Annotated in this window: 16 protein-coding genes and 1 pseudogene; all 17 read left to right on the top strand. The window is 39.0% G+C overall.

Going from position 1 to position 26144, the window contains the following annotated elements:
* Nucleotides 1-98 precede the first annotated feature (98 nt).
* The 17 genes and pseudogenes from ACFIMC_RS07755 to murJ all read left to right on the top strand — a co-directional run bounded on the left by ACFIMC_RS07755 (nucleotide 99) and on the right by murJ (nucleotide 26139).
* Entirely contained in the window at nucleotides 99-401 is a 303-nt protein-coding gene (locus ACFIMC_RS07755; protein WP_375610598.1) for a type IV secretion system protein VirB7, read from the top strand.
* On the top strand, nucleotides 355-1059 hold the full coding sequence (locus ACFIMC_RS07750) for a virB8 family protein (protein WP_375610599.1): 705 nt from the start codon (nucleotides 355-357) through the stop codon (nucleotides 1057-1059). Before ACFIMC_RS07755 ends, ACFIMC_RS07750 begins: the two co-directional genes overlap by 47 nt.
* The gene (virB9, locus tag ACFIMC_RS07745; protein WP_375612192.1) at nucleotides 1056-1922 is read left to right on the top strand and encodes a P-type conjugative transfer protein VirB9; all 867 of its coding nucleotides are present in this window, start codon (nucleotides 1056-1058) and stop codon (nucleotides 1920-1922) included. The genes ACFIMC_RS07750 and virB9 overlap by 4 nt, the downstream gene beginning before the upstream one ends.
* Nucleotides 1915-3075: a type IV secretion system protein VirB10 gene (gene virB10 / locus ACFIMC_RS07740; protein ID WP_375627908.1), complete on the top strand. Its 1161-nt coding sequence runs from the start codon at nucleotides 1915-1917 to the stop codon at nucleotides 3073-3075. Before virB9 ends, virB10 begins: the two co-directional genes overlap by 8 nt.
* A complete protein-coding gene (gene virB11 / locus ACFIMC_RS07735; protein ID WP_375613571.1) occupies nucleotides 3072-4142 on the top strand; it encodes a P-type DNA transfer ATPase VirB11 in 1071 nt (356 codons plus the stop codon). Before virB10 ends, virB11 begins: the two co-directional genes overlap by 4 nt.
* Nucleotides 4143-4207: 65 nt before the next feature.
* Nucleotides 4208-4423, top strand: a complete 216-nt coding sequence (locus ACFIMC_RS07730; protein WP_375610603.1) for an antitoxin VbhA family protein — start codon at nucleotides 4208-4210, stop codon at nucleotides 4421-4423.
* A 10-nt stretch (nucleotides 4424-4433) separates the two neighbouring features.
* Nucleotides 4434-6068 (top strand): BID domain-containing T4SS effector, encoded by a 1635-nt coding sequence (locus ACFIMC_RS07725; protein ID WP_375636856.1) that lies wholly within the window; start codon nucleotides 4434-4436, stop codon nucleotides 6066-6068.
* A 155-nt stretch (nucleotides 6069-6223) separates the two neighbouring features.
* Nucleotides 6224-8140, top strand: a complete 1917-nt coding sequence (gene traG / locus ACFIMC_RS07720; RefSeq protein ID WP_375634755.1) for a Ti-type conjugative transfer system protein TraG — start codon at nucleotides 6224-6226, stop codon at nucleotides 8138-8140.
* 516 nt (nucleotides 8141-8656) lie between these two features.
* Nucleotides 8657-10285, top strand: coding sequence for a BID domain-containing T4SS effector (locus ACFIMC_RS07715; protein WP_375672051.1), 1629 nt, complete (start codon nucleotides 8657-8659; stop codon nucleotides 10283-10285).
* Between the two features lie 248 nt (nucleotides 10286-10533).
* A pseudogene (locus ACFIMC_RS07710) lies at nucleotides 10534-10716 on the top strand (type IV secretory system conjugative DNA transfer family protein); the annotation flags it as partial.
* A gap of 1203 nt (nucleotides 10717-11919) precedes the next feature.
* Nucleotides 11920-13518: a BID domain-containing T4SS effector gene (locus tag ACFIMC_RS07705; protein WP_375672050.1), complete on the top strand. Its 1599-nt coding sequence runs from the start codon at nucleotides 11920-11922 to the stop codon at nucleotides 13516-13518.
* A gap of 309 nt (nucleotides 13519-13827) precedes the next feature.
* Complete coding sequence (locus ACFIMC_RS07700; protein ID WP_375672049.1) at nucleotides 13828-15132, top strand: BID domain-containing T4SS effector; 1305 nt, start codon at nucleotides 13828-13830, stop codon at nucleotides 15130-15132.
* A gap of 341 nt (nucleotides 15133-15473) precedes the next feature.
* A complete protein-coding gene (locus tag ACFIMC_RS07695) occupies nucleotides 15474-16322 on the top strand; it encodes a BID domain-containing T4SS effector (RefSeq protein ID WP_375672048.1) in 849 nt (282 codons plus the stop codon).
* A 353-nt stretch (nucleotides 16323-16675) separates the two neighbouring features.
* Nucleotides 16676-17962 (top strand): BID domain-containing T4SS effector, encoded by a 1287-nt coding sequence (locus tag ACFIMC_RS07690; protein ID WP_375672047.1) that lies wholly within the window; start codon nucleotides 16676-16678, stop codon nucleotides 17960-17962.
* Nucleotides 17963-18266: 304 nt separating this feature from the next.
* Entirely contained in the window at nucleotides 18267-20231 is a 1965-nt protein-coding gene (locus tag ACFIMC_RS07685; RefSeq protein WP_375672046.1) for a BID domain-containing T4SS effector, read from the top strand.
* A gap of 317 nt (nucleotides 20232-20548) precedes the next feature.
* Nucleotides 20549-23779 (top strand): BID domain-containing T4SS effector, encoded by a 3231-nt coding sequence (locus ACFIMC_RS07680; RefSeq protein WP_375672045.1) that lies wholly within the window; start codon nucleotides 20549-20551, stop codon nucleotides 23777-23779.
* Nucleotides 23780-24567: 788 nt separating this feature from the next.
* Complete coding sequence (gene murJ / locus ACFIMC_RS07675; protein ID WP_273790944.1) at nucleotides 24568-26139, top strand: murein biosynthesis integral membrane protein MurJ; 1572 nt, start codon at nucleotides 24568-24570, stop codon at nucleotides 26137-26139.
* Nucleotides 26140-26144 lie beyond the last annotated feature (5 nt).

Here is a 26144-nt window from a genome sequence, read left to right as displayed (position 1 = left end):
ATAAAACCAATCAAAACCTTGCATCACATAAACTTGTAAAAATGTTCAGAACAAAGGCTCTCATGCATTGTATTCCAAGATATTTGTGAGTTCAAAAAATGAAACGAAAAATAACTTTTGTTATGGTCCTAACAATCGCTCTTACTGGTTGTGCCTCTTTGAGTGGCCCTAAAAAACCACCACGCTGTAATGGCAAACATACACGCGCTTTAAATAAAGATAAGTGGAATTGGGACAATAAAAACATTGTCTACCCAGAAAAGAGTGTAAAGCCTGTTACCACTCCCATCATTCTCAATACTTTGGAAAGTGAAAAAGTAACAGCCAATTCAGCTTTATTAAAGCCGGTTATTCATGAAGCACGATCTGATAAAACTGTGGAGGTTATGCGTGAAAAGTGATGCCCTTGAAGAATATATAAAAGAAGCGCGCTCATTTGACATTGATCGCATGCATAGCATGCGCGTGCGGATGAAAATCTCCATGGCTTTAACAGTGCTTTTTGGATTGATGACAATTGCGCTGGCTTTAGCTGTCGCAGCTTTGACACCTTTGAAAACGGTAGAGCCTTTTGTTATCCGCGTTGATAACTCAACAGGTATTATTGATACTGTAAGCGCCCTAAAAGAATCCCCTAACGACTATGATGAAGCGATAACGCGTTATTTTGCCAGCCAATACGTTCGCGCTCGTGAAGGTTTTCAAGCATCAGAAGCAGAAAACAATTTTCGCTTAGTCTCTCTTTTATCTTCTCCAAAAGAACAAAACCGTTTTGCAAAATGGTACGCGGGCAATAATCCAGAAAGTCCGCAAAATATTTATCATAACATGATTGCTACGATCACAATCAAATCAATCTCTTTTATAAGTAAAGATCTTATCCAAGTTCGTTACTATAAAACGATCAGAGACTTGAATGAAAAAGAAAATATTTCCCATTGGATTTCAATCTTAAATTTTTCCTACGTGAACGCACACATTTCAACGTCTGATCGTCTTATCAACCCTCTTGGTTTTCAAGTATCGGAATATAGATCTGATCCAGAGGTGATAAAATGATCAGACTTTTACAAACAATCTCTTTAATTTTTACGATCACTGTCAGCTTTCACACAGCTCTCTCACTTGCGGAAACAGCGCCTGTCAGTGCACGTAAAGATAACCGCATCAGATTTGTCAATTATGACCCCTACAACGTCGTACAAATCATTGGCTCCATTCGCTCTTCGGTTCAACTAGAATTTGCCGTTGATGAAGAAGTAACCTATGTAGGAATTGGAAATTCGGTTGCTTGGCAAGTTGCACCGGCTGGACACTTTGTTTTTCTCAAACCACGTGAAGTTCAGCCTGTGACAAATTTACAAATTGTCACAAGCCGCCAAGATGGAACACAACGCTCTTATCAATTCGAGCTACAAGTCCGTGAAGGCGATGTTTCAGCCGGCAATGAGACGTATTTCTTGGTAAAGTTTCGTTATCCAGAAGATGAAGCCTTACGTAAGAAATTAGCCGAAGCAGAAAAAGAAAAACAACGTGAAGAAAACTTTGTCAATGATATTTTAAATATCCATGAAGATTTTGGACCACGCAATTGGGCTTATGAAGCTCAAGGCTCATCTCTTATTGAACCTGCTTCTGTCTATGATAATGGGAAAACAACAACCTTTACCTTTTTAGGCAACATTGAAATCCCTGCCATTTACATTGTATCGCCTGATGGGCAAGAAGCGCTTATTCCCAAATCGATTAAAGGCAACAAGGTTATTGTTCATGCAACAGCTGCACAATTCACGCTACGACGTGGGAATGAAGTATTGTGCATCTTTAACAAAAGGTTCGTACCAAAAGGAATTAATCCTGAAACAGGTACGACATCACCATCTGTACAACGTAAAGTGAACCTAGGAAGCAGCCATGAATAACACCGTGGATGAAAAAAGCATTAATGATCGCGATACAATAAAAAATGCTCAAGGGAAAAGTCAACAGAACAATGTGGGGAAAGCTATTGCTCTTATTATTCTTTTCAGTGTCTGTCTTTATTTAGCCTATTCAACACTTGTTACAGACAAAAAGCAACCAATTGAATCTTCAAAAGAAGGAAAAGTTATAAAACAAACAGAGCTTTTTCGTCCTGCAAAGCCTACCCCTCCCCCCTTTGAACAGCCTCAACGAAATAACGCTCTATTACCAAAAGTCGAGCTACCAACACCAAACATCAATCAATTAAATTCTGATAACTCACTGCTGGAAGCAGCACAACGTGCTCCTGTATTAGCTTATGCAAGTACACAACAAGGCAAAATAGATTCACAAACAAATAATGGTGCTTTGCCTCACCAACTTGAAAGCAAACCTGATGAAACGACACAACGTTTTAATCATCTTCTCAAACCCACAGTGCTTGAAGGTATTCGTGCTTCAACCCTTGGCAATCGAAACTACATCATCGCGATGGGAACTTCTATTCCTTGTATTTTAGAAACAGCCATCAACAGTGATCAACAAGGTTTTGCCAGTTGTATCATCTCCAGAGATATCTTATCAGACAATGGTCGTGTTGTGCTTCTTGATAAAGGCACCCAAATTGTTGGTGAATATCGCGCCGGATTGAAAAAAGGCCAAACACGTCTCTTTGTACTATGGAATAGAGCAAAAACCCCCAATGGTATCATTATATCTTTAGCTTCACCGGCAACGGATGCTTTAGGGCGTTCTGGTATGGATGGAGATATTGATAACCATTGGCTCGAGAGGATTGGGTCTGCGCTTCTTGTCTCACTAATAAAAGATGCAACACACTATGCCAATAAACGTTTATCAAAAAAACAGGAAAAAGAAGAAACTGAAACAATCTCTTCAGGACAAAACATCGCAAACATTCTCGTAGAAAATTACGCCAATATTCCTCCAACATTATCCAAAAACCAAGGGGAAATGGTGAATATCTTTGTTGCCCGCGATTTAGATTTTTCCAGCGTTTATAAATTGAAAGTCATCGAAAACAAAAAACAGATTATCAATCGAGCTGTTTCAAGAAACTTTTACAAAAATTCTGCGGTAACTTTAGAATGAACTCAAACTTACATACCATGAGCGATGAAACCGTTGCGATTGTTCTCACAAAACTTGAACCCATCAGTGCTTTTTTGAAAGATGATAGACTCTTTGAAATTGTTATCAATCGTCCCTATCAAGTCATGACTGAAGGATTTGATGGATGGAAAACAATAGAAGCACCGGGGCTCTCTTTTAATGAGCTTATGGGGATTGCGAAAGTTGTCGCATCCTATTCCAAGCAAAACATATCGGACAAAAACCCAATATTATCTGCAACGCTACCAGGCAATGAGCGTATTCAAATTGTCATTCCGCCCGCTGTCGAAAAAGACACGATTAGTATGACAATTCGTAAACCGTCATCGCAGAGTTTTTCTCTCGAAGAGCTCGCAAATAAGGGCCTCTTCTCGCTATGTGAACGGGTATCTTTCACGCCCTTGCATGACTATCATTCTCGTTTTAACGAACTCAAAATCATCGAGCATAACTTAGCTCATGCCTACTGTAATAAAGACTTTGTCTCCTTTTTAAATCAAGCTGTAGAATGCCAGAAAAATATTTTAATTGCGGGAAAAACCGGTTCGGGTAAAACAACATTATCAAAAGCATTAATCGCAAAAATCCCTCAAGAAGAGCGTATTATCACCATCGAAGATACACAAGAATTGGTGATACCACACCCTAACCATGTCTCAATGTTCTATTCAAAAGATGGACAAGGCTTAGCCTCCGTTGGCCCCAAAGAGTTGCTTGAATCATCTTTACGGATGCGTCCTGATCGTATTCTTTTGCAAGAACTTCGAGATGGTACAGCCTTTTATTATATCCGCAATGTCAATTCAGGCCATCCAGGTTCCATTACGACGGTTCACGCATCAACAGCACTTGCAGCCTTTGAGCAGATGACCCTTTTGGTCAAAGAAAGTGAAGGCGGTGGTGATTTAGAGCGTGATGATATTCGAGGCCTGTTGATTTCAATGATTGATATCATCATCCAATGCAAACGGATTGAAGGAAAATTTAAGGTCACAGAAATTTATTACGATCCCTTCAAACAACGAAACATCTTTGGAGGTGACTAAAAGAAGATCACACCGGCTGCCAAAGGCTCTTTTAAAGCAACGATTGCAAATAAGAGAAAAAATGCATGAAAACCAACGAAACAGAAAATAGAGAAAATCTTTTATCGATGACAGAAGAAGAATTAAAAAAACGCCGTGAAGCCGTTGAAGCAGCCATCAGCACCCATGCGATAGAGGGAATAGCGCTTCATCCTACAACACTCAAAATTTTAGAAGAATACGCAAAGGGGAATATTTCACTCGAGGAATTTAACACTCTTATGGATAACGTAAAATTATAAGGAAGCTACAATGCCAAAAGCAAAAGCAAAGACAAAAAATATACAGACAGTTTCTCCCCATCATTATGTCTACCCAAACACCACAACACTCAAAAATAAATATGGAATAAAAGACTTAAAATCCTTTCTGGAGAAATGCTCACATGATACAGCAGAAGCAATGGTTAATCTGCGTGAAGCCCCCTTACCAGAAAAGTTTGATAGCTCCTATCTATGCTCTATTCATCACCACTTATTTAAAAATACCTTTGAATGGGCTGGATATCTGCGCCATCTCCCCTTTACATTTGAAGATGGCACCATAGCCGCTATGCCCGAAATGAAAAGAACAGGATGGGAAAATCCTTTTGCACTCGGTGATGAAATCCAAGACGGTTTACAAAAATTAGATCAAACGCTTGCCGAAAAAGATAATTTGCAAGGCTTAACGCGCGAGAAATTTAACGCTGAAGCAATAAGCTTATTTAACGCCCTTAACCAACTTCATCCTTTTAGAAAAGGAAATGGACGTACACAACGGGTCTTTTTTGAAAAGCTTGCTCAAGCAGCAGGGCATCAGCTTGATTTTTCACTGATTACAAAAGAACGCATGATGCTCGCCAGTGTTGCTGTAGCAGAAAATGGTGATCTAGAACCAATGCAACATCTGTTTGAAGATATCTCTAATCCCAATAAAATACTTCTTTTAAAGGAATTCATGAGCAACATGAAAGAACTTGGGCGCAATGTTAATGATCGTCCTGTTATGGTTGCAAAAGAAGGTGAAACTTACACGGGCACCTATAGGGGTGCTGGTTATGATAGCTTTGCTTTCAATGTGAAAGGCGCTTATATCATCGGTAATAAAGAGCATCTCACACAAGAACAACTCAAAACATTAAAACTCGGTGACAAATTTACCTTTACAGTCCCAAAAACAAAAGAGCTTGAAAGCATTCTCATTCCACAAGAAAGATTAGCTCCTTTGACAGAAAATGAAAAAGCCGAAATGATTGCTGAAGATTCTTGCGTACACACAAGCTTAAAACAGATCCAGAAATTGGCAAAAATTGTTTATGGTAACGAAAAAATATTAGACAAACAGATGGTAGAGATCATCAAAAATCCAAGCTTAGGCCAGCAGCTCGCCAACCAGATTGAAAGAGCACCGTACTCTATTTCTCATCTTGCAGGTTTCAGTTTATGTGGACTACAAAATCAGGCACGCGCAAACGCTAAAAATCATCTTGAGATGCTCTGCACTGCCGTTGCAAATTTTGCCCATGCAGTGAGACATGCTGGGAAGGAAATTATGCAAGAACATGCAACAGAACAAAGTCGCCTTGCAAAAACAATAGAAATGCCAAGTCAAAGCTTGCAAGACCTCTTCGCCTTGCCAAAAGAATTACAACAAGAAGCTTTAGCAAAAAATCCTTTATGTCAAAAAGAGCTCAGCAACTTTGTAAAAAAGATCAACACCCGTCTCTCACCAAATGAACATAAAGCAGTTCAAAATAATGATTATGAAACATTGGCTCAAAGCATTGGTGTATCAGAAAATAAAGCCAAACAAATTACACAAATTATTAAGCAAACCAAAGAAGTACACCAGCAAGCACAAGTATGCACAATGCACCGTTCCAAAGCATTCGCTATGGCCTGCTAAGAATAGACAAAACCTTCCTCCTTAATGAGAAAGGCTCATAAGCGAAAACTGTTTGGCGTTATCTGCACCTTTGCAAAAAGAGATGAGAGTTCATATCACACACCTAGAAAAGAGCATTTCGCAACATATTCTGACAGAATTGAAAGTAAAATACAATGAAATATACCAAAACACAAATGGTACTCATTTTAACACCGATCGCTTTAGGTGCTTTAACGATATTCCTTGTCCCTCATTTTTTATTGTTTATAACAAATGGACTAAAAAGCGATCAAATTTATTGGACACTTCGTTCTGAGCCTTTATTAGTCTTAGCACTAACGGCTGCTGTTTCATTGTTGTATAGTCTCTCGCAAAAACTGCACCTGCGTAAAATGATCACTTTTGTCTCCGTTGTCTTTTTTGGAACAACCGCTCTTTACTATATTGGTGGTGAAATAAAACGTTTAAGTCCCTATGTTGGCCAACAAGGAATAACATGGGGCTATGCTCTTCAATTCATGGACCCCATGGTTGTTTTTGGCATCATCATTGGTGTTTTTTTTTCCATCATTCAATTCGTAACAACCCTTCCCCCTAAAAGTAAAGTCAAGCGTGCAAAAAAAGGTATTTTTGGTGAGGCCGCTTGGATGAATTTAAGAGAGGCAGCAAAAATCTTTCCTGCCAATGGGCAAATTGTTGTGGGTGAAAGATACCGTGTCGATCAAGATAATGTGTGCAACATTCCCTTTGCACCTGGCAATAAAACAACATGGGGAAAGGGTGGAACAGCCCCTTTGCTAACCTTTAATCTTGATTTTGGTTCAACTCATATGATCTTTTTTGCTGGTTCTGGTGGCTATAAAACAACAAGTACAGTAGTTCCTACGTGTTTAACCTATCCAGGGTCTATTATTTGTCTTGATCCTTCAACAGAAGTTGCCCCAATGGTCAAATTTGCGCGTCAAAAAATGGGAAATAGAAATGTCATTGTTCTCGATCCTAACTCATTGTTAACAAAAAACTTTAATGTCATCGATTGGCTTTTAGACGACAGCGTACCACGCACACAACGCGAAGCAAATATTGTAAGCTTTTCAAAGTTGCTTCTTACAGATAAAAAATCAGACAATTCTTCAGCGGAATATTTCTCAACACAAGCCCATAATCTATTAACAGCTCTTCTTGCTCATGTTGTATTTTCTGATGAATATGAAGACAGCGAGCGCAATTTAAAAACATTGCGTGGTATTCTCTCTCAATCAGAAACAGCTGTTGTTAATCAATTACGCATGATTCAAGAAACAACACCTTCTCCTTTTATTCGTGAAATGGTTGGTATTTTTACAGAAATGGCAGAGCAAACCTTTTCAGGGGTTTATACCACCGCCTCAAAAGACACCCAATGGCTTTCTTTATCCAATTATGCAGATCTTGTCTGCGGAGATGATTTTTTTTCCTCAGATATTACCAATGGCAATACAGATGTTTTTCTCAATCTCCCCGCAAGCATTTTAAACAGTTATCCTGCTATTGGACGTGTGATTATTGGCGCCTTTCTCAATGCCATGGTTACAGCAGACGGTAACTATAAAAAGCGTGTTTTATTTGTCTTAGATGAAGTTGATCTTTTAGGCTATATGAATATTTTAGAAGAAGCCCGCGACCGTGGACGTAAATACGGTACATCCTTGATGCTCTTCTATCAATCCTCTGGCCAGTTGGTCAACCACTTTGGAGAAGCAGGAGCACGTTCATGGTTTGAAAGTTGTTCCTTTGTCAGCTATGCTGCCATTAAAGATCTCCAAACTGCCAAAGACATTTCAGAACGCTGTGGTCAAATGACCGTTGAAGTAACCGGAACGAACAAATCAAGAGGCTTATCTTTAGGAAAGAGTTCATACAACGTCAATTACCAACAAAGAGCCCTGATTTTACCCCATGAGGTTATTCAAGAAATGCGTCAAGATGAACAAATTATTCTGATGCAAGGACAACCCCCTTTGCGATGTGGACGCGCCATCTATTTCAGAAGAAAAGAAATGTTAGCCGCAGCTGCAAAAAACCGCTTTGCTCCACAAAAGAAAAACTAAAAAACACCCTCTAATGGAGGCCATGCATCAAAACAAAAACATCAAAGGATAAAAGCAGAGATTCTATCTCATAAAAGCCTATAAAGAAGGAATTCCCGCTTGATACAACAAGAAAAATATGGGGAAAAGTCTTTAAATGATGGTATTATGCCTGTGCTTACCAATGCCAATTTTCTTTATAAAGCACTCTCCTCATCTCCAAATAATAAATACCAATCATATCTATGCCTTGAGAATCCTATCAGGAAACTTTTGAAGGCACCGCTTTTATAGGGAAATTTTTCTACAAAAAAATTAAAAGACAATATGCATGAAAACAACCCAAATGAACCATTCTCTCTCAGTAAAAGAAAAAAGTGCCAAGATAAAGATTGATACACTCAAAAACACCTACGAATTTGAGGGATTTTTTCCTCACCCAAGTCTCAACATCTCAAAACAATATGCGTGGGGGATTTTCAAACAAAAAGTTTAACACACTCTCATAGACAATGTAACATTATAAGGAATGTAACAATGCCCAAAGCAAAAGAAAAAACAAAAGGAATTCCCTCACCCCATAATTATATCTATCTTGGTACCAAAATTCTCAAAAATAGATATGGAGAAACAGATTTAAAACGCTTTCTGGAAAAATGCTCACATGATAGGCAAAAAGCCATGATCAATCTGCGTGCAGAACCCCTGCCAGAATATTTTAATTCAACTTATCTATGCCATATCCACCAACAATTGTTTAAAAATACCTTTGTATGGGCTGGACATCTGCGCCATATCCCCTTCGCATTTACAGACGATAGCATTGCCGCCATGCCAGAAATGAAAAGAATGGAATGGGGCAATAATTTTGCAACCGGTGAAGAAATCCCTGAACTCTTACAAAAATTAGATCAAACGCTTGCCGAAAAAGACAATTTGCAAGGCTTAACACGCGAAGAATTTGTCAAGGAAGCAACGAGGCTATTTTATTCTCTTCACAAAATCCACCCATTCATAGATGGCAATGAGCACACAGAACAAGTCTTTTTTGAAAATCTTGCCAAAGCTGCAGGACATCAGCTTGACTTTTCGCTTGTCACACAAAAACGTATGATGGCTGCCTGTAGCGAAGCAATGCAATATAGCAATACACAACTGTTGAAAGATCTTTTTGAGGATATCTCCAATCCCCCCAAAATACGTCTTTTAAAAGAATTTATGGACCACATAAACAATACGGGACGCAACGTGGATGATCGCCTTGTTATAGCAACAAAGGCAGGAGAAACCTATATAGGAACTTATAAAGGTTGTTATTCAGAAGGTTTTATACTCGATGTGCAAGGAACTTACATCATTGGTAGCAAAGATGATCTCACACCAGAACGATTAAAAACACTAAAACCTGGTGATATCATTACCTTTACCGCCCCCAACAGCAAAGAGCTTGAAAACACGCTTATTCCAAAAGAAACATTAGCGCCTCTCACAAAAAGTGAATGTGCCAAAACAGTTGCGCTAGATAGTTACGTTCTCAAAGCTCAAAAGCAAGTCCGAGCTTACGCAAAAACTGTTTATGGTGACGCAAACGTATTAAACGAACAGATAGAAGAGATTATTAAAAATCCAGAATTAGGCAGACAGTTTGCTAATCAGATTAAACAGGCACCGCACTCTGTTTCTCCTCTTGCAGGTTTTAGTATATGCGGTCTACAAAATCCGGCACGTGTACACGCTCGAAATTATCTTGATGTGCTCTCTCTTGCAATTGAGAATTATGTGTATACTGTAGAAGCTACCTATAATATAGTCACTCGAGACCATAAAATTAAACAAGAACGCCTTGGAAAAGCGGTAGAGAATCCCAGTCAAAACTTGCAAAATATTTTTGCTTTATCACCGGAAAAACAAAGAGAAATCTTGTCTCAATCTCCTCAATTACACCAAGAGCTCCGTACTTTTATAAACAGTTTAGAACATCGTCTCTCATCAAACGAATGTAGTGCGATCACAAACAAAGATTATGAAACACTTGCACAAAGTATTGGTATATCAGAACAGAAAGCACGAGAAATTACCGACATTGTTCAAAAAGCAAGGAACACTCATAGCCAATTCTACACACGCACACAAAATCGTTCAAATACACTTGCTATGGCCAACTAAAAAATATGAAACTTTGTTTTTTTGATTTAAACACCTATGTGGAAGAGATATTTTAATATTCTTATCATACATGCAAAAAACAGACTACTTAAGCGCCCTACCACCAATTTTGCACATAGCATATACACCATATCCAAAGCAATTGGACAGGATAATTGTTAATTCCTTTTAAACGTCATGATTACTACCGACGAAAGTTACAAAAGCCTATTTTATTTGTCTTAGATGGAGTCGATTTTCGTGGTTATATGAATATTTTAAAAAGAGCACTCATTTTACCCCACGAAGTTATCCGAGAAATGCGTCAAGATGAACAAATTATTCTGATGCAAGGCTCCCCTTCGCGATGTGGTTGCGCCATCTATTTCAGAAGGAAAGAAATGTTAGCCGCAGCTGCAAAAAACCGCTTTGCTCCACAAAAGAAAAACTAACTTCCTATTATGAGATCTTGACTATGAAAAGTCCAACCACAAAAACAACATACATTTCTATTTTTTAAAAACCCGTTAACAAAAAGTTTTTGACCGCTTCTTCACACATAAGGAAAACATGATAAAAAATCCGTGTTTTTTCCTTTTTGTATTTTGTGTATCGTTTTACCAGTACCCATCGTCTTTACAAGAAAGTCCACCCCCCTCAAATCACCTATAACCAAACCAACATTTCCACTTGAGAACGTCCTGCAAATACATTCCTACAAAGCTTTTTGTTTATAATTTATCCCCTACAAACAAGCAAAAACATTTCACAACGCTAATCACCAATATCAAGACTTAAAAAAACGGTTGATCTTTGAGACAACAACTCTCAAAACACCTACACTCAAGAACATCGATTTTTTCCAAAAAAATATTTAAGATATACATCAAAATGAATAAATCATTCTTATACAAGCTTTCCCCCCTTTACGATATCATAAAGTGTTCTATTTTAATGATAAAGCGCTGAAAAAGGCTTTTCTCCCCAACCAAAGAAAAGTTTTTATTCTCTTATGGGTCTTAAATCTTAAAGCAGCGCACACAATAAGAGCAACAACACAAAGTAAAAAACATTTTGTTGCAAAAATACACAAAAAAGATGTTCGTATGGCAAGATATTCATATGGAGCAATAAAAAAAATATAATGGAGAAAAATTTTTGATGACTGCTTTTGCCCATAGATTCACCAATCTGAGAGCTGTGTATGAAAAGTACCAGCACCATCCACTAACCAAGAGCGATTACACCCGCTATATCCACGCCCCTCATCAAAGCGCTCTTGCAAACAACTTTGTTAAAGGAAAAAACAACAATTTTAAGCAACATTTTTCTTTTTGACCTCTTCCTTACACCTCAAAAAACGAAGATTTTACCCAGAGTCAATTTATAGAAAATCCATTTTCTGACCACTCATGGGCTTCATATCAGCGCCCTAAATACCAGCATTTTACAGTACAAGATAATAAACAAAGGAAACATCAGAAAAGCTTTTCAAAAGCATCACAAAACGATTGATACAACATCCATACACTGAAGGGAAAAGCACTCCCTCTCATAACAACCAAAATCTCAAAAGAATACGCGAAGGGGAATTTTTCACATGCAGCGTTTAAGACGCTCATCAACCATCACCCTACCTACTTAGGAGAGATTACATGTTAGAGCAAAATTATCTATATAAAGGAACCAAAACACTCAAAAATAAATATGGCATCAAAGACCCTAAAAAACTGTATCAACGCAGTACCCATGACGTCACTAAAGCAGCCGTAAATTTTCGCCATGAACCACCCCCACAAAAATTTGATGCTTCCTATCTAAAACTAATCCACTGGAGCCTCTTCTACGAAACTTTTGAATGGGCGGGCCACACCCGCGATACATCCTTTACATTTGAAGACGGCACTTCTGCCCATATGCCGGCGATGCGTCCCAAAGGTTATGAAGTTCCTTTTGCTATTGGACCGAAGATTCAAAAAGAACTAAAACAACTCGAAAAAACACTTAATGAAAAGAACAATTTAAAAGGTTTATCGCGCCAAGAATTTGCTGAAAGTGCCGCTGAAGTTTTTATGGCGCTTGAACACGCGCATCCTTTTAGAAAAGGGAATGGGCGCGTCAATCGAATGTTTATGGAAAAACTTGGACAAGCAGCAGGGCATACCATTGACTTTTCTTTCATCACAAAAGGACGCATGACAGCAGCTTGTATTGAAGCCATGCAATATGGCAATCCTCAACCGATGAAAGATCTTTTTGAAGATATCACGCATCCGCAAAAATCCCTTGTTTTAAAAGAATTCATCTCCCAAATGAGAAACGCTGGATTGGATGAAATTAACAATCGTGTTGTTGTTGCTGCAAAAGAAGATGTAACCTATGAAGGCATCTTTAGAGGTTTTTCAGCAGAAGGTTTTGTCATGGAAGTAGAGGGAGCTTTCGTCGTCGGACACAAAGATGATCTTCCCCCAGAACAAGTCAAAACATTACAAAACGGTGCCCGCCTCTGCTTTCAAAAAACCAACGTTCAAAGCTTAAAAGAAACACTGATCCCAAAAGAAACTTTAGCCCCTCTTACCCATGAAGAGTTATTTGAAAGGATTTCAAATGACGCTTATGTTGAAGCATGCCGAAAAGAAATCGAAAATTTATCAAAGACTGTTTATGGTAAAACCCAGTCCTTAAAGACAACATTAGATATCATAACGGCAGCTCCAAACTTAGGAAATCAGTTTGCCGATGAAACTTTACAAAACCCTCAATCAATTTCTAAATTTGCTGGGAGTAAAATACTTGGCATGAAAAGTTCAAATCGCAGACAAGCCGAACAGGCTGTTCCACAACTCAGCCAAGCCCTTAAAAATTATGGCGCAATAACACAACAAACAAAAGATGCAATTCTAGAGCAACACCAAAGAGAACAAAATCGCCTGAACCACACTGTCGAAAAACCTGGAAAAAATTTACAAAACCTTTTTGCCTTACCAGAAGAACAACAAAGGGAAGCTTTATTGCATTCTCGTTCACTGCGACAAGAACTCCATACCTTTTCACGACAACTACACAATCGTCTATCCTCAGAAGATCGTAAAGCCATACAAGAAAAAGATTATACCAGACTAGCTTGCCTCCTTGGAACATCGGAAAGCAAAGCAAAAGAAATTGCGAATACTGTAAAGAACACCCAAGAAGCACAATGTCAAGCTCGCAGCTTGAAAGTTAGTCGCTCTTCATCGCTGGCTCTTACCGGCTAAAAACGCGTGAACTTTTGCCTTCCAACAGAACTCTTTATACCAATCATTTTATCTCCATTACGCCCACCAATTGTTTTAAAATGTTACAAAAGATAGTCCTAAAAATGAATCCTATAATCTACTATAACTTATTGATAATATTTCATAAAAAAACTGTATAAAAGACATAAATGTCCATTACATATCAATATGAATAGCGCGAAGTCTTTGGATACCATTCAGTTTGATATTCTTCTTTTGTCTTAAAAAATATCAAAAAGTGGGAAATGCGCCAAAGAGGTTTTCTAAAAATATTGAAAGGAAACAGCCATGAAAAAAAGTCACCCAACTTCTTCTACCAATGTAGAGGAACTAAGACGACAATTTGAACAACAAAACCTAGAAGCTTCTAATGTAGAAGACCTCTACGCAAAGGTTAATAAACCACCTAAAGAACAGCGCACCTCACCTCAATATACACTTCAACAACCACCAGAAACGGTCTATGCTCCCCAAAAGCCACTTGACCAACAAAACCTAGGAGCTTCTAATGTAGAAGACCTCTACGCAAAAGTTAATAAGCCACCCAAAGAACAGCGCACCTCACCTCAATATACACTTCAACAACCACCAGAAACGGTTTATGCTCCCCAAAAGCCACTTGACCAACAAAACCTAGGAGCTTCTAATGTAGAAGACCTCTACGCAAGGGTTAATAAGCCACCCAAAGAACAGCGCACCTCACCTCAATATACACTTCAACAATCATCAGAAACGGCCTATGCTCCCCAAAAGCCACTAGGAAATCCCTATGACAGACTTGGTGAAAGACCAAGTGATGGGCGACGCACCGACAAACTCGTAAACCCCTATTCAATAACGGATTTGGCAGCACAAAATTGGCAAACACCCTACGACACAGTTGGTGAAGGTGCACAGGGTGGACGACATCCCCAAGAACCAGAACATCTCTATGCAGAGCTTGAAGTTGGTGAAAATGGTAGGCACTCTCCCCAAAGACCACTCGAATCCGTCTATGCAACGGTTGGCATGGGAGCTGAAGGCGGGCAAGAATCTGAACAACTAGAAAATCCCATCTATCAAGGCGTTGGCGGAGGCAGAATCTCCCCTCCCAGAACCCCAAAAGATGTGGTTACAACAAAGCTTTTAAAAAACGTAGACTTTCAATATGGTGTAAGAGAAATCCAAGAGCGATGCAGAGTTGTTTATAAAAACGAACATGCTTTGAATGGACCACTTGCGAAGATCCTTGATGATCCTCAGGGTGCAGAAAAAGTCTTATTGGAGCTTGCAGAAAATCCTGAAAGCGCTGGTAAGCTTGCAGGTCACAAAATACTTGGTGTAAAATCTCCAAGCCGCAGAGAAGCTGAAGATGAGTTTACCCACCTTTGCTCAGCTCTTGAGAGACATATACATAATACACAAAAGCTCCATAAACAGTTTACACGGGAGCAGGAAAGAGAAAGAAGTCAAAGACACGAAAGTCCAGAAAGAGACCCAGAACACAGACATCACCACCATCATCATCACGCAAGAGGACGAGAATACAATAGTCCAGAGCCCAGCCCACAACGACAAAGACATGGAGAAAAAGGAATGGCTTTTGCCATGTAAGTGGACATAAACATAAAAACAGATAGGTTTTTGTTTTTCATGTAATTTTTTTTCAGTGAGTTTCTTGGTGCAAATCATTTTATCGTGATTGCACCAAGAATTGTTTTAAAATATTACAAAAAATAGTCCTAAAAATGGATTCTGTAATTTATTATAACTTATTGATAATATTTCATAAAAAAACTGTATAAAAGACATAAATGTTCATTACATATCAATATGAATAGCGCAAAATCTTTGGAGGTCATTCGGTTGGATATCTTCCTTATATAAAAGTTATCAAAACTAAAAGTGGGGAATGCACCAAAGAGGTTTTCTAAAAATATTGAAAGGAAACATGTATGAAAAAACATCATCCAAGCCCTTCTGCAAATCCAGAAGCCCTCTATGCAAAAGTTAATAAACCAACCAGAGGAAACCAGCGCGGTCCAACCCCAGAAGAGGAAGTTCTATACGCATCAGTTAGCACCTCTTCCCCTCTTTCAAGAGACAGACATCATGCTCAAAGGAGTGAAGATCCTGAAACCGACTATACAACGGTTGCTTCTCCAAGACATGAAACTGATGTTCTATACGCATCAGTGAGCAGCGTTTCTCCTCTTTCAAGAGGGAGACATCCTGATCGGGGAAGAGAAAGTCCTGAAACCGACTATACAACGGTTGCTCCGCACCAAAGAGGAAGATCTTCATCTTCCCTCACAACGGAGCAAATAAGTGTCATGCTTTTAAAAAATCCACACGTCCAAGCACATGCAGAAGAGATCATGCATTGGGGTAAGATTGTTTATGGCAATGACAAGCTTTTCCAAGAACACTTGCAAGGAATACTTACAGATCCCAGTAAAGGAAAAGAGCTTTCAGATCGACTTGCTGAAAATCCTGAATCTATGCATAAGCTCGCTGGCCATTCCGCACTTGGCATAAAAAGTCAAGCACGCAAAGCAGCTGAAGACGGTTTTAAACCGCTCATTGATGCCATTGATGGTTATACAAAAGCTGTACAAGACGCAAAAACAAGACTATCGCAAACCCCTATGGCAGAACAAAGACGTCGTCAAGAAAATTCTCAGCAAGTTGAGAGACACCATCATCATCGTCATCATCACGCAAGAGGACAAGAACAAAATAGTCCAGAGCACAGCCCTCAAAGACAAAGACACGGAGAAAAAGGAATGGCTTATGCCATGTAAAGGGGCGTAAACATAAAAACAGATAGTTTTTGTTTTTCATGTAATTTTTTTTCAGTGAGTTTCTTGGCGCAAATCGTTTCATCGCGATTGCGCCAAGAATTGTTTTAGAATGTTACAAAAAATAGTCCTAAAAATGACGCCTGTAATTCACGATAAATATTGATAACTTATTGATAATATTTCACAAAAAAACTGTATAAAAGACACAAATGTCCATTAAGCTGATTGCAAATAGCGCAGATCTTTGGAAGCTCATTCAGCTCGATATTTCTTTTATCTCAAAGCGATCCAAGCATAAAAGGCAAGAATGCACCAAAGAGGTTTTCTAAAACAATTTTTGAAAGGAAACATGCATGAAAAAAACCCACCCTCATCCTTTTCCATCCTCTTCAATACAAGAACTTATAAAGCTCTATGAACAAGCAGCGGCAGAAGTCTCAGGCGCAGCAGCCCCCCTTCTTAAAGAAACGCCTTCAAAAAGCAAAAGACTGTCATCCATACCGGAAGAAGATGAGGAAAGACAATCTCTTTTAAGAGAAGAAACTGTATATGCATCAACAAATCCAACAGCTTCGTTAACAAGAGGCGGCTCTACCAAAAGGCAGAGAAAACCTGAAACGACACACGCAACAATTCCTTCACAAGCAGCATTACAAAGGGCAACAAGAGTTCTCTCAGAGGAAGAGATCATTCTATTGCTTCCACACCATTCATTGGTTCGAACCTATCAAGAAGAAATCCAACATTTATCCGCAAGTGCCTATGGTAACCCAAACATTTTGCAAGAAAAAATGCAGGAAATTCAAAGAAATCCCGCTGCAGGAGAGGAGCTCTCATGGCGCATGGCAGCCCATCCTGAAAGTCTTGCTAAACTTTCCGGCACCAGCATGTTGGGCTTTAAAAATCGAGTGCGTAGACAAGCGGAAGAGAGTTATTCCGCTCTCAGTGTCACCGTTGATTGTTATACAGAAGCCGTAAAACAGGCAAGAGAGAGCCTCTTACAATCTCCAGAGCAAGAACTCAAAAACTATGAACGCTTAATGGGGAAGGAAGTTGTCACTAAACTTCTACAAAAATCAGATCAACGCGAAAAAGAAACGCTTTCAGAGACAGAAATTTCTACCAAAATTCACCAACATTCAAAAGTCAGAAGACACCATGCCCAAATCCAATATTGGTGCGGAGTTGTTTTTGGCAACACAAACATTTTGCAATCACAGGTGGAAATGCTTTTCCAAAACCCTGAAACAATAGAACAGCTGGCACAGCAACTTGCCGGAAATCCTCAGTCTTTTAACAAATACACTGGTCGTAACTTTTGTGGCTTTAAAAATAAAGCACGCAGACATGCTGAAGCGGGTCTTTCTCACCTCATTGACGCCGCTGACAATTATGCAACAGCTGTAACACAAGTAAGAGAGAGCCTTTCAAAAACTCAGCAGACAAAACAAGGACACAATGAAGCATCTTCTGAGAGAGCGAAAATCTTGCATCAACAACAAAGCGTCTCACAGTCTGCTCAACGCGTTGAGCTTTCAACAGTAACGCATGAAGGAGCAACAACCTCTACTCAACAAAGAGAAACAGATATTCGTCCTCGCAAAACTGCCGCCCCAAAAGCGATGGCTTTTGCCAGCTAAACAGACATAAGTTTTCACGTTGAATCCAACGTCTTGGCGCAACACAGGAAAGAGGTGTTTGCGCCAAGAAAGAGAGAAAATTGAAACAAAATTTATTTTTCCGTCCCTTAACCCAAACACTGGAGAAAACAATCTTTAGAGAATGAATATAATCTGAGCCAAGAGAGTCAAATCATACGAAACCATTCAGTTTCATATCCTCTCTCATAAAAGCAAATGAAAAAGCATAAAACAGAATAAAAACCAACGTGCATTTTTAAATAGTATTTAAAAACAATATTGGAAGAGTTTGAAAGGAACATGCATGAAAAAAAGAAATCCCTCCCCTTTTATCACCGAAATGATGGAAAAATTTCAACAACAGGCTGAACAATCCCCCACCAGAACCCCTCCTTCCCAAGTTTCTCAAAGTTTGCCAAAAGCAACTGTAGAAAAACGCCCAGAAAATTTATCCCCCCACCCAAAGGTTGCGCCACCGCCCCCCCCCCGCATGAGAGCAAACACTCAAACCAGCACAATGCTTCCTAACGCCAAAAACCAAGAGACGCCTCCTCCACAAAAAAAAGCAGCTCCACCAAAACCTCCGCGTGTAAAAGAGAGACAACAACATAAACAAACAGTTCAAGAGTCCCCCTCCCTACAGACAAAAGTGGCTCCGCCCCCTCCTCCACGCATGAGAGAAAAAACACAAACCGGCACAACAATCTCCAACTCAAAAAACCAAGAAAGCTCCTCCACGCACACAAAAGCAGCTCCACAAAGACCCCCGCGTGCAAAAGAGAGGCAACAACATAAACCAACAGTTCAAGAGTCCCCCTCCCTACAGACAAAAGTGGCTCCACCCCCTCCTCCACGCATGAGAGAAAAAACACAAGCCGACGCAAAAATCCAAAAGCATGAAACCCAAGAAAGCCCCTCCACGCGCATAAAAATGGCCCCACAAAGACCACCGCGTGCAAAAGATAGAGAACAAAACAAACCAACTGCTCAAGAATCCCCTTCTCTACAGACAAAAGTGGCTCCGCCCCTTCCCCCACGCATGAGAGAAAGAGCACAAAACAGCACAAAAATTCAAAATCCTGAAACACACGAACCAAGTGTTAGACCCAAAACATCATCACATATGAAAGTCAGGCAGCAAAGCAGTTCATCATCACAAGACAGTGGAACATATGCCGTCCCGCCTTCAAGAAAAACGCACCGTATGGAAAACAGAAAACAAAGCGATACTGTCGTCCCAAAAACTTCCTCTACACACACAGCAATTGAACAACCAAAACCGTCTCACGAACAAAAACCATCTATTAATACAATGGAAAGAGAGCTATTGCTCGTAGCATATCAAGAAGAAATACGATTTTTGAGCGAAAAGGTTTATGGCGACCGACTTATTTTAAATGAAAGAATAGAAGCAATCAAAGAAAACCCCGATATGGGAGAACAGCTCTTATGGGATGTTACAGAACGGCCTAAGTCTATTTCTAAGCTTGCTGGTAGAAAAGTTCTTGGCATAAAAAACCATGCGCGCAGAAAAGCTGAAGAAACTCTTCCCACCCTATGTGCTGCCATTAACGGTTATGTGTATACTTCAAAATATACAAAAAGTGAAAATATTTTACAAGGTTCTCACACGGAACAACAACATCAGCGACAAACACAAGAGGAAGAGCTAACAAATCAACATTTACAAAATCCGCTCAATTCAGAAAAGAAAATAAAGCCTCTCTCAAATCAGGAAATTGCCCGCAGAGTTCAACAAGATCCATCGGTTCAATATGGTCAAAGAGAGATCCAATATTGGTGCCAAATTGTTTATAATGATCCATTTATTTTGCAATATAGAATAGAAGATATGCACAAAATTCCAGAGATGGGAGAAGAGCTTGTATTTCAAATTGAAAAGGATTCTGCATCTGTTGCTCCACTTGCTGGTAAGCAAGTCCTTGGCGTAAAAAATGGAGCACGCAAAGCCGCTGAAGAAAATCTTCCTACTCTTTGTACCGTCATTAAGGAGTATGCTGAAACTGTAAAACAGTTAAAAGAAACCATTGTGCAAAACCATCAGGCAGAACAACAAAAACGTCATCAACCGCCTACCGATCTCGATAAAAAATTACAAAAGCAGCAAAGCTTATCGCAGCCTCCAAAGCTGCCTGAACGCTCAACAGCAAAGCGGCATCTAGAAGTTGCAGCAACTTCTAGACAAGAAGACCAGCCGCATGTTCGACCGCGCAGAGCCGAAACATCAAAAGCAATGGCTTTGTCGTGATAAATCTCCTAATTGTTGGCTTTTTATCCAAAACTTTGGTGCAATTATCTTGCCAAGATTGCACCAAAGACGGTGTGTGAAATACAGAAAACTTTGAATAAGACACCCCATTATTTTACAGAATTCATTGATAAAATTTCACGATAATACTTCAAAATTATAAACTTTAACTTTGTTCCATGCGAATAAGGTCAATTTTTTCAATCATTCAAATAGGCATTCTTCTTTGAAGAAAACGCTATGAAAATAACATAAGGCAAAAAATGTAAACAAAGAAGATTTCAAAAAATAATGTTACCATTTGAAAGGAAATATGCATGAAAGAAAACACAGAACATTGTGCCTCCTTTACACAGGAAGAATTGCAAGAACAACACTCTGTAATTAATGCAGCCATTTCAAAGCAAATCAATGAAGAAGCGCAAAATTTTTTCTACCCCAATAGCAAAGTGCTTAAAAATAAATACCGCATCAAAGATAAAGAAATATTAAAAGAATGCTGTTCTAATGATGTAAAAAAAGAAATGATAAAACTGCACCAAGAACCTCTACCAGAGCAGTTTAATGCCTCTTATCTAAAATACCTTCATCAACGCCTCTTTTCCCGTACATTTGAATGGGCCGGACAAACACGCCAAGAGCCTTTTACATTTGAAGATGGCTCTGTTGCTTCTATGCCCATTTTGAAAAGAAAAGAATTTACAAAACCTTTTGCGATTGGCAGAAAAATACAGGAGGGACTAGAAAAGTTAGATAAAACGCTTGCTGAAAAGAATAATTTACAAGGCTTAACGCGCGAAGAATTCGTTGAACAAGCAGCTAGTATAATGATAGATTTGCACCACTTGCATCCTTTCAGAGAGGGTAATAGGCGCACAAAGAGACTGTTTGTTGAAAAACTCTCTCAAGCAGCAGGGCATGAGCTAGACTTTTCTCTTGTGAGCAAAAAACGTAAAGACTTTGTCCGCGCCGCTGCCATGGAACATGGCAACCCAGAGCCTATGAAGCATCTGCTTGAAGATATCTCAAATCCAGAAAAATTGCTCCTCTTACGAGAATTCACCAACTCTATGAGAGAGCTTGGATTGGATGAAAAAAATTATTATCTCGCTGTCGTTGCAAAAGAAGGAGAAACCTATCATGGTACCTATAGAGGCAGTGGACCCAATGGCTTCATGCTTGATGCCAACGGGATTTTCATCTTGGGAAATAAAAAAGATCTCACCCCAGAGCAAATACAGACATTAAAAATCGGTGACGCCCTCTCCTTTACAGCACCAAAAATTCAAAACCCAGAAAAAACCCAGCAAAAAACATTGCTTCCAGAAGAAAAAGAAGAAAAAAGAGCCACTCTTAAAAACGATGAAATAACTGAAAAGAGCAAAGACAACGCATCCATTCAAACAAAGAAAAAGGGAAAATCCTATTTTTCACCATGGATTGCCCCTCATACTTTACATGACAGCGTTGAAGCTATGCCCAAAAGTTTGCAAGAACAAGAAAAAGAACAAATGGCACAACCAATTGCTCAATCTGCTTCCGCTATGAGGCAAATGCAAAAAGATTTTCAAAAAAACATTTTACAGAGCAGTAATACAGCGACAAATGATCCAATATCTGTCAAAATGACAAAGGAAACACGCTCTGATCATCAAGAAATAGAAAAACAGCCCCCCAAAAAAGCAATGGCATACTGGGATACTGGTACAAGAAAAACGAACACCGTCCCTCTCACCTTACAGGAGAAATTATCATCACCGCCTGAAACCGAAGAAAATAAGACAATGTACCGTAATTTCTTTTGCCCTAATAGTATCACCTTAAAAAATAAATATGGTATAAAAGACTATAAAAAATTAAAAGTGCAATGTGCCCATGATACAACAAAAGCAATCATTCATCTACGCCAAGAAGCGCCACCGCAAAAACTAACTTCCACATATCTCCAATATATTCATCACACCCTATTTAAAAATACTTTTGAATGGGCCGGACAAACACGCGAAAAACCATTTACATTTGAAGATGGTACCGTTGCTTATATGCCAATGATGAAAAAAGCTGGTATTTCTTTTGCCTCAGCAAAACAGATACAAGAGAGACTAGAAAATTTAGATAAAATACTTGCTGAAACGAATAGTTTAAAAGGCTTAACCCGCGAAACATTTGTTGAACATGTCACTGAAATGTTGATACAGCTCAACTATACACATCCTTTCAGAGAAGGCAATGGACGCACGCAACGAATGTTTTTTGAAAAACTTGGGCAAGTTGCTGGCCACACACTCGACTTTTCTCTTGTAACAGAAAAACGTATGAATCTTGCCAGCATTGCATCGCTAAAACATAACGATAAAGAAGAAATGAAACATCTGCTTGAAGATATCTCAAATCCAGAAAAAATACTTATTTTAAAAGAATTCATGGACAGTATGAAACATATCGGGCTTGAGAGTATTCATCATCATCTTATTATAACAGCAAAAGAAGGTCATACCTATAAAGGCTTTTACAGAGGCAGTGGACCCAATGGCTTTATGCTTGATGCTAACGGAATTTTCATCTTGGGAAATAAAAAAGATCTCACCCCAGAGCAAATACAGACATTAAAAATCGGTGACGCCCTCTCCTTTACAGCACCAAAAATTCAAAACCAGCAAGAAGTGCTTATCCCCGCACAAACAATAGCCCCCCTTACCAACAATGAAATTGCCACAAGGATAAAAAACAACGCATCCATTCAAGCAAGAAGAAAAGAAATAGAAACTTTGTGCCAAATCATTTATGGCAATCGTCATATTTTGCGGGAAAAAATTGAGATGATCCATGAAAATCATACTGAAGGAGAACAACTCACCTATCAAATTACCACCTCTCCCCAATCGATTTCTAAGCTTTCTGGTAGCAATGTATTTGGCATAAAAAACAACGCGCGCGCCCATGCTGAAGAAAATATTTTGCCCCTCTGTAGAGCCATTGATCGTTATATCAATATTTCTAAACAAACAGAAAGAGACATTCTCCATACCCATCATGTAAAACAAAGGCGGTGTGAACAGTCGGTAGAAATGCCTAAGGCTTGGATGAAAAATCTCCTTTCCGTGTCAAAAGCACAACAGCAAGAAACGTTATCAAACTCTCCTGAATTAAGGGGGGAGATAAGGGCTTATATCAAAAAAATCAATGAGCGCTTATCCTCAAGCGAGCATGAAGCTATAAAAGAAAATAATCCTGAAAACCTTGCGAAGAGTCTTGGTACATCAACCGTTAAAGCAAAAGAGATTATGGAAATAATCAAGCAGATAAAAGAGATAGAACAGCATATACAACCCATGTATTTTTATAACCATAAATTCGATAAGCGCTTCGCACCAAACCAGTATCAATCTATAAAGAAAAACAATGAAAAAAAATGTTCCAACACGCCTGATAAAGAAGCAATTAAAGTGCAAAAAATGACAGAAAACGTCAATCAGAGTCCCAAAAGACAAGAAAATATTCAACCTCACAAAACGGCGCACGCAAAAGCAACGGCAATGAATGTCTAAAAGGTTCATAAACTTTAACTTTTTCGCCCCCTCTGGTAAAAATGATAGCCTTTATTCCCCTTGCCTTCATCGGCAAATCGATCGCACCTCAACGAGAATGGAAACCATGAGAGAGCAAATTTATCCTATTTCCTCAGATTTTATCCTCATCAACTGTGAAAAGAAACCTGAACAGGAAAAATGCTGTTGAAAGATCATGTCTTCCTATCCTCTTGTTTATGTAATCTCTAAAATGGGAAGGCAGCCACATTTGGGGAGAACATAAAGTCGTAAAAGTAAAAACCAATCACCAGCTTTACCATCACCTTTTAGCTCAGCCTTACGACTTTTTAAAACATCTAAAGCGCTATTTTTAAAATCATGAATAAATAATGGAAATTGCCCATTGCTCCACGCTTTTATTTTATTTGCGTTCTTTTAATAGGGTCACACCCCTCACGTAAAACAAAACGGCATTGGGTTGCACTATTCACGACATCACACCATAAAGAGAAATTATCATTATATATCCCTACATATCCCTTCAAATTGTTATGATATCACTCCCATATTTCAGTTTGAAAAAGAAATTTTAATTATTTTATGGCAACAATAAAAATTTTAATGCAACAGTAAACAAGGAGCATAAAAAAAGTCTTCAAGCACCATTGTTGACAGAAAGATAAACACCGTCGTAAAACGCTTTCAAAAAGTATCCTTGATTAGGATAGAGATCAGATTTTTACGATTTAAAACGGTTTATTTCTCCTGTCATCGCTTCTCTTTTACAACAAAGCTGATATATCTTTATGACATTGATTAAAAAAATTGCAACAGTTGCTTCCGGAACCCTCATGAGCCGTATTTTTGGCTTCGTACGCGAAATGCTTATGGCAGCAGCCCTAGGGACAGGTCCTGTTTCTGATGCCTTTAACGCTGCTTTTCGTTTTCCCAACACATTTCGTCGTTTTTTTGCTGAAGGTGCCTTTAACGCTGCTTTCATTCCTCTTTTTGCAAAAAAAATCACTGAAGAAGGTCACGAAACGGCATGCAAATTTGCAGAAGAAGTCTTTGGCGTTCTCTTTTCGCTGCTCTTACTGTTAACGATTGCGATGGAACTGAGTATGCCTTTTTTGGTACGAACCATTATTGCCCCAGGTTTTACCGAAGATGCAACAAAATTTAACGCTACAATTCACTTTACTGCAATCATGTTTCCCTATTTAACCTGCATGTCGCTTGCTGCCATGATGGGGGGCATGCTTAATGCTCTGCGACGCTATTTTATTGCCGCCATTGCCCCACTCTTTTTAAACATTATTCTGATTGGTGTGCTTGCCTATGCTTGGATCTATAAACTTGACGCTTGGCATATCGGCTTAAATCTCTCTTGGGGTGTATTGGCAGCAGGGCTTCTTCAACTCACCTTAATTGCCCTTGCTTTGCGTCAAAGTGGAATGAAAATTTCCTTCCGCCAGCCCCATTTAAGTCCTAATGTTCGTAAGCTATTAACTTTAGCATTCCCCGCAGCCATCACAGGTGGCATCACGCAAATTAATTTGCTTATTAATACCAACATTGCTTCTAGTCAATCGGGTGCTGTCTCTTCTTTGATGTATGCTGATCGTCTTTATCAATTGCCTTTAGGCGTAATTGCCATTGCCGTTGCAACCGTTCTTTTACCAGAGTTAACACGCGCTTTGCGGAGCAAAAAGCATAAAGAAACCCACCATTTACAAAATCGCTCTATTGAATTAACATTGTTGTTAACACTTCCAGCATCCATTGCTTTTTTGCTGCTCTCCACTCCCATTGTCAGTTTGCTCTTTGAGCGAGGACAATTTACCAGTCAATCAACACACCATGTTGCACAATTACTAGAACTTTATGGATTAGGACTTCCAGCTTTTGTTCTTATTAAGGTCTTTATTCCTAATTTTTTTGCCCATGAAGATACCAAAACACCGATGATTTTTACAGGTATTTGCGTTTTCATCAATATCAGTCTCGCCTTAACATTATTTCCTATTCTATCTGCACGAGGCATTGTTATTGCTGAAATTACCTCTGGATGGGCCAACACCCTTTTGCTGTGGAGTGTCCTTATCAAACGCGGTTATTGGAAATACGACTTCCAACTGATAAAGCGAATATTATGTCTCATGATGGCAACTCTTTTGAGTGCACTAGCCCTCTATTACGGATTGAATGTGTTTGGTTTTTTGTCTTTTCCTTTATCCTCACAAGCATCATTTTTCTTGCGCGCGATCACCTTAGCTGGGATCATGATTGGCATATTTTTGATCTATTTTAGTGCCTATTTTTTATTCAACACCCGTTCCTTTTTTCACACGCTTAAAAATTTGAAAAAACGCTCATAATATCT

The organism is Bartonella sp. AP21QHHD (assembly GCF_042196205.1).
GTDB lineage: Bacteria > Pseudomonadota > Alphaproteobacteria > Rhizobiales > Rhizobiaceae > Bartonella.
This window is presented reverse-complemented; position numbering and strand designations above follow the sequence as displayed.